Below are 5,164 nucleotides of genomic sequence, written 5' to 3'. Positions count from 1 at the left end.
GACCAGGATTGGCGTTGCGCGGTGCGCGATTGGTCGAGGACTTGAAATGCGCGTTGCCGAAGCCGCCATTGCCGCCTTCGGCGAGCACGAACTTTTCGCCGAGCGCTGTGAAGTCGTGGATCAGCGTTTCGCGATCCTCGTCGAAGATCTGGGTGCCGACCGGCACCTTCAGCGTGATCGGCTTGCCGTTGGCGCCATGGCGGTCCTTGCCCATGCCATTGGTGCCCTTTTGCGCCTTGAAGTGCTGCTGATAGCGATAATCGATCAGCGTGTTCAGGCCATCGACCACTTCGATGACGACATCGCCGCCGCGGCCGCCATTGCCGCCGCTGGGTCCGCCGAACTCGATATACTTCTCGCGGCGAAACGCCACGCAGCCGTTACCGCCGTCGCCGGAGCGAATATAAACCTTGGCTTCGTCAAGAAATTTCATGTCTATCCCTATCGCAGGGGGGTGCGGGCGGCAACCGATTATGCCGAAAGGCCTGTAAACGCCGCGCTTTCCGCGCTTGTCGGCGGCCCGGATATTGAAAAGGATGGTGCGGGCCACGGCCGAGCTGCGCCGCGCGGGCCTCACCTCGTTGAGCAAGGTTTCCCGACATATGGGGTTGTTTGGCAGATTTTCGAGCGCCGGCGCGCCGGACAATGCGCGGCTCGCCGGCATCGCGCTGATGCTGGCGGCGATGGCGCTGTTTTCGTTCGGCGACGCGCTCGGCAAGCTGGTGGTGGCGAGCTATTCGATCGGGCAATTGCTGCTGCTGCGCGCTTGCGCCGGGCTGATCGTGCTGGCGCCGCTGATCTGGCGGCAGCGCGCCGACCTCTTCCGGCTGCAGCGGCCCTGGCTGCAATTGGCGCGCACCGGCATCGCCACGCTGGAAGTCGCGACGTTCTTTCTCGCCACCGCCTATCTGCCGCTGGCCGACGTCATCACCTTCTATCTCGCCTCGGCGCTGTTCGTCACCGTGGGCTCGGCGCTGGTGCTGCGCGAAACGGTCGATGCGCGGCGCTGGACCGCGATCGTGATCGGCTTCGTCGGGGTGTTGATCGCGCTGCAGCCCTCGGCGCAGACTATGACTTGGCCGGCGCTGATCGCGCTTGCCGCCAGTGTGTTGTTTGCAGCTCTCTTGCTGATCACCCGCTTCTTGCGCGGCACGCCCGACATGGTGCTGGCGTCGCAGCAATTCATCGGCACGCTGGCGCTCGGCGCGGTGCTGATTGCGGTGACGCCGGCGGGCTGGATCACGCCGGGTCTGTTCGACGCCTCGCTGTTCGCGATCGCCGGCGCGGTGTCGGCGCTGGGGCTACTCAGCGTCAACCGTTCGCTGCGGTTGGCGCCGGCCAGCGTGGTGGTGCCGTATCAATACACCATGATCGTGTGGGGCGTGGTGTTCGGCTATCTGGTATTCGGCGACTGGCCGTCGCCGCCGACGCTGATCGGCGCCGCCATCATCATCGGCGCCGGGTTTTATATCTTCCTGCGCGAACGCCCGGGCGCGCCGCCGGACCCGACCGCGCCCGGCGCCTGAGTGCAGTTACTTGCCGCGCGACACCTCGAACCCCGGCAGCACCAGCTGCAGCGGGGGAATGCCCGAGCGGTTCTCGTTGGCGACGGACTCGGCGTGGCGGCGATCGGCCGCGTCCACTTCATGCCTGAATTCGTCGAGCATGTCGCGCTTGAGCAGGGCGTTCAGATATCGATCCATGTGCATCTCCTATTGCACGATCTTGCTAGCCCGCGCGGCGGCTGCTGCGTACTCGGGGCGCTACGGGCGGCGATCGATGTGATTAAACGTCTGCTAAGTCGGCGCGACGAATGTCGGGCAAATCGGCGCCGCAAAACCCAAATGCCCGGCGCAAGGCCGGGCATCGCACGCCGTAGGACAGAATGGGGCGGCTACACCAGCCGCTTCTTCGAATTGCCCCAGCTCTTCAGCGACGACCACACCCCGCGGCTCAGCCGGAAGCAATCCACCGGGGTCGAGCTGCCGAGCGCCTCGAAGCGGTGCAGTTCGACGCCGCTCCACTGGAAGCCGCATTTTTCCAGCACGTTGCGCGACGCCGGATTGGCTACCCGGGCGCCGGAGATCAATTGCTCGACGTCCTCGAATTCCTCGAAGGTGAAGTCGATCACCGCGCGCGCGGCCTCGGTGGCATAACCCTGGCCCCAATAATCCACGCCGAGCCAGTAGCCCAGCTCCGGCGCGTCCTGGTCGCGCCAGTCGATGCCGACCACGCCGATCGGGCGGAAATCCAGCTCGATCAGAAACACGGTCTCGTTGCCGGCCTCCGCCAGCGCCTTGATGAAGCGGGTCGCGTCGTCCGGCCGATAGGGATGCGGCAGCCGGCGGGTGTTCTCCGCGACGCGACGATCCTTGGCGAGATGGGCGATGGTTTTTACGTCCGCGAGCGTCGGCTTGCGCAAGGCGAGCCGTTCGGTCTCGAGGACGCAGCTACTGGTCTCGCGCAATGGCGATGTCGGGATGTCCTGCAACATGTCGGGCTCCTGTGCGTGGAAAGCGAAACGCAACAAACGAAAAGGGGGAGGCCGGTTTCCCGCCTCCCCCTTGGAGCCTGATCTGCTCCGCCGGTTCAACAGGACCCGGCGGACGATTTGATGTCCACCGTTTATTCGGCCGCGGCTACTGCGATCGGAAGGATCGATACGAAGGTGCGGCCGTTGGCTTTGGCGCGGAATTCGACGTGACCCTCGATCTTGGCGAACAACGTATGATCGGTGCCCATGCCGACATTGAGGCCGGGATGCCAGGTGGTGCCGCGCTGACGCGCAATGATGTTGCCGGGAATCACGCGCTCGCCGCCATAGGCCTTGATTCCGAGCCGCTTGCCCGCCGAATCACGCCCGTTGCGCGATGAACCGCCTGCTTTTTTGTGAGCCATGGCTCGTCTCCAAACTGCAAATAGATGTGTAAATCAATTCCTTGACGGAATCATTGCAAATCTTGCGCGGGGCTTACGCCACGTCTTCGGCGTCAGCCGGGGTTTCGACCACCGGCTTCTTCTCGCGCGGCGGACGCGGCCCGATGCTGGGCGCCTTGCCGTCGGCGAGGATCTCGGTGATGCGCAACACCGTGATCTCGTCGCGATAGCCGCGCTTGCGCTTGGAATTCTTGCGCCGGCGCTTCTTGAACGAGATCACCTTGGGGCCGCGCTTATGCTGCAGCACTTCGGCGGCCACGGTGGCGCCCGCCACGGTGGGCAGGCCGAGCACCGGGGTGTCGCCGCCGAGCACCAGAACTTCACCCAATTGGATGATGGTGCCGACATCGCCGGCGATCTTGCCAATCTCTAAGACATCATCCGGAACGACGCGGTATTGCCGCCCGCCGGTTTTGATGACTGCGAACATCGTTGAATTCCTTCGTGTTCGATTCCAGCGCTCGGAGCGAGCCGGGCTGGCTTCTTGTTCAGTCGTTAAAGTACGGCATCCAGCCGTGGCAACCTGCGTCGCCTGGCCAAAGATGCCCGTGGAATGCCGGCGGTTGAAAAACCGTCCGATCTTGGCGCAGGCCGGATTGCTCCGGCCACGCAAAAACGACGGCGCGAGAGACTCCCGCGCCGGACGCTGGCTTTATAGCCGCCGTCGGCTTCGAGTCAAGGCGAGCCGGCGCTTAAGCTGGCCGGTGGCGATCACAAAGCCCGGGATTCCCCGCCGCGCTTTCACGGTCGCGAAACCAACCAGTTCCCCGGATGTTGTCACCCGGTCCGCAACGGACGAAACAGGGGCGCAACAGGATGGCTGAAGACACACTGACGGCAATCGGCATCGGCAATCATGGCGCGACGCGCCTGCCCTCGGTGGAGGTCGACAGTTACAATATCGAACTCAAGGACGACGACGGCTTCCTTGGCGACCGCGCCAGCAAAGGCGCGTTTCAACGGATTCTCGACGGCTGGCGCAAGCCGCTGCGGCAGAACGGCGACGATCCGTTCGGCAAGACCTCCACCGAGGACATCGGCAAATCCACCCTCGACGCGGTGCTGACCGGCGACGACGTCGGCGCCGCCGCGGTGGTGCACAGCGCGATCGAGGATTTCGCCCAGGAACTGGCCTATGTCACCCGGCGCTTCATGAAGACCAAGGCCTGGGCCGGCACCGAATGTATCGTGGTCGGCGGCGGCTTCCGGCAGAGCCGGATCGGCGAACTGGCGATCGCGCGCACCGACATCATCCTGAAGGCCGAGGGGCTGAAGGTCGATCTGGTGCCGATCCGGTTTCACCCCGACGAGGCCGGGCTGATCGGCTGCCTGCATCTGGCGCCGTCATGGATCTTCGAGGCGCATGACAGCATCCTGGCGGTGGACATCGGCGGTTCCAACATCCGCTGCGGGGTGGTCGAGACCCGCTGGAAAAAGGCCCCCGACCTGTCGAAGGCGGTGGTCTGGAAGTCCGAGCTGTGGCGCCACGCCGACGAGGAGCCGACCCGCGAGGGCGCGGTGAAGCGGTTGACCAAGATGCTGAAGGATCTGATCGGCGCCGCCGAGGCCGAGGGCTTCAAGCTGGCGCCGTTCATCGGGATCTCCTGCCCCGGCGTGATCAACCCCGACGGCTCGATCGAAAAGGGTGCGCAGAACCTGCCCGGCAATTGGGAAAGCAGCCGTTTCCACCTGCCGACCAGCCTGATCGAGGGCATTCCGGTGATCGGGGACCATGATACCGCGGTGCTGATGCACAATGATGGCGTCGCCCAGGGCCTCAGCGAAGTGCCGTTCATGCAGGAGTTCGAGCGCTGGGGCGTGCTGACCATCGGCACCGGACTCGGCAACGCCCGCTTCACCAACCGCAAGGCCAAGGCCAAGAAGGCAGAGAAGGACAAGGACAGCGAAAAGGCCAAGGACAAGGACAAGGACAAGAAAGACAAGAAGGACAAGGATTGAGCCGCGGCGCCTGCGCCGGGGGGCGCTGCCGAGCGGCCGCGGTGGCGCCGACGGCAGCAGGCGGAAATGAAACCGACGCTGGCCGCGGCGGCAGCGAAACCCAAGCGATCTGAAAATATCCGTCCCGCCCCGCCTTGTCTGATCGGCTCGGCTCGCCTAGAACTCCGCGCGACTGCAGGCGTTCGCGCCTGCCCTGCACCGCGGAGAGGTGGCAGAGTGGTCGAATGCACCGCACTCGAAATGCGGCATAGGTGCAAGCCTATCGGGG

Annotated in this window: 6 protein-coding genes and 1 pseudogene; 2 read left to right on the top strand and 5 right to left on the bottom strand. The window is 64.7% G+C overall.

Translation table 11 applies throughout. The features are described 5' to 3' along the window. Positions 1 to 433 (bottom strand): annotated as a pseudogene (gene obgE, locus VGC77_RS22745) (GTPase ObgE); the annotation flags it as partial. A 169-nt stretch (positions 434 to 602) separates the two neighbouring features. On the opposite strand from obgE, the gene VGC77_RS22740 reads away from it, so the two are divergent. Next, a complete protein-coding gene (locus tag VGC77_RS22740) occupies positions 603 to 1,526 on the top strand; it encodes a DMT family transporter (protein ID WP_331173827.1) in 924 nt (307 codons plus the stop codon). Positions 1,527 to 1,532: 6 nt separating this feature from the next. On the opposite strand, the gene VGC77_RS22735 is transcribed toward VGC77_RS22740, so the two are convergent. The 4 genes from VGC77_RS22735 to rplU form a co-directional block, all read right to left on the bottom strand. Then, complete coding sequence (locus VGC77_RS22735; RefSeq protein WP_331173826.1) at positions 1,533 to 1,703, bottom strand: hypothetical protein; 171 nt, start codon at positions 1,701 to 1,703, stop codon at positions 1,533 to 1,535. A gap of 191 nt (positions 1,704 to 1,894) precedes the next feature. Further along, entirely contained in the window at positions 1,895 to 2,494 is a 600-nt protein-coding gene (locus VGC77_RS22730) for a GNAT family N-acetyltransferase (protein ID WP_331173825.1), read from the bottom strand. Between the two features lie 131 nt (positions 2,495 to 2,625). After that, entirely contained in the window at positions 2,626 to 2,898 is a 273-nt protein-coding gene (rpmA, locus tag VGC77_RS22725) for a 50S ribosomal protein L27 (protein ID WP_331173824.1), read from the bottom strand. 73 nt (positions 2,899 to 2,971) lie between these two features. Then, positions 2,972 to 3,367 (bottom strand): 50S ribosomal protein L21, encoded by a 396-nt coding sequence (rplU, locus tag VGC77_RS22720; RefSeq protein WP_331173823.1) that lies wholly within the window; start codon positions 3,365 to 3,367, stop codon positions 2,972 to 2,974. A gap of 386 nt (positions 3,368 to 3,753) precedes the next feature. Here rplU and VGC77_RS22715 point away from each other — a divergent pair, with 386 nt between their 5' ends. Continuing rightward, a complete protein-coding gene (locus tag VGC77_RS22715) occupies positions 3,754 to 4,896 on the top strand; it encodes an ROK family protein (RefSeq protein WP_331173822.1) in 1,143 nt (380 codons plus the stop codon). Positions 4,897 to 5,164 lie beyond the last annotated feature (268 nt).

It is taken from the genome of Rhodopseudomonas sp., from assembly GCF_036404135.1.
GTDB lineage: Bacteria > Pseudomonadota > Alphaproteobacteria > Rhizobiales > Xanthobacteraceae > Rhodopseudomonas_A.
This window is presented reverse-complemented; position numbering and strand designations above follow the sequence as displayed.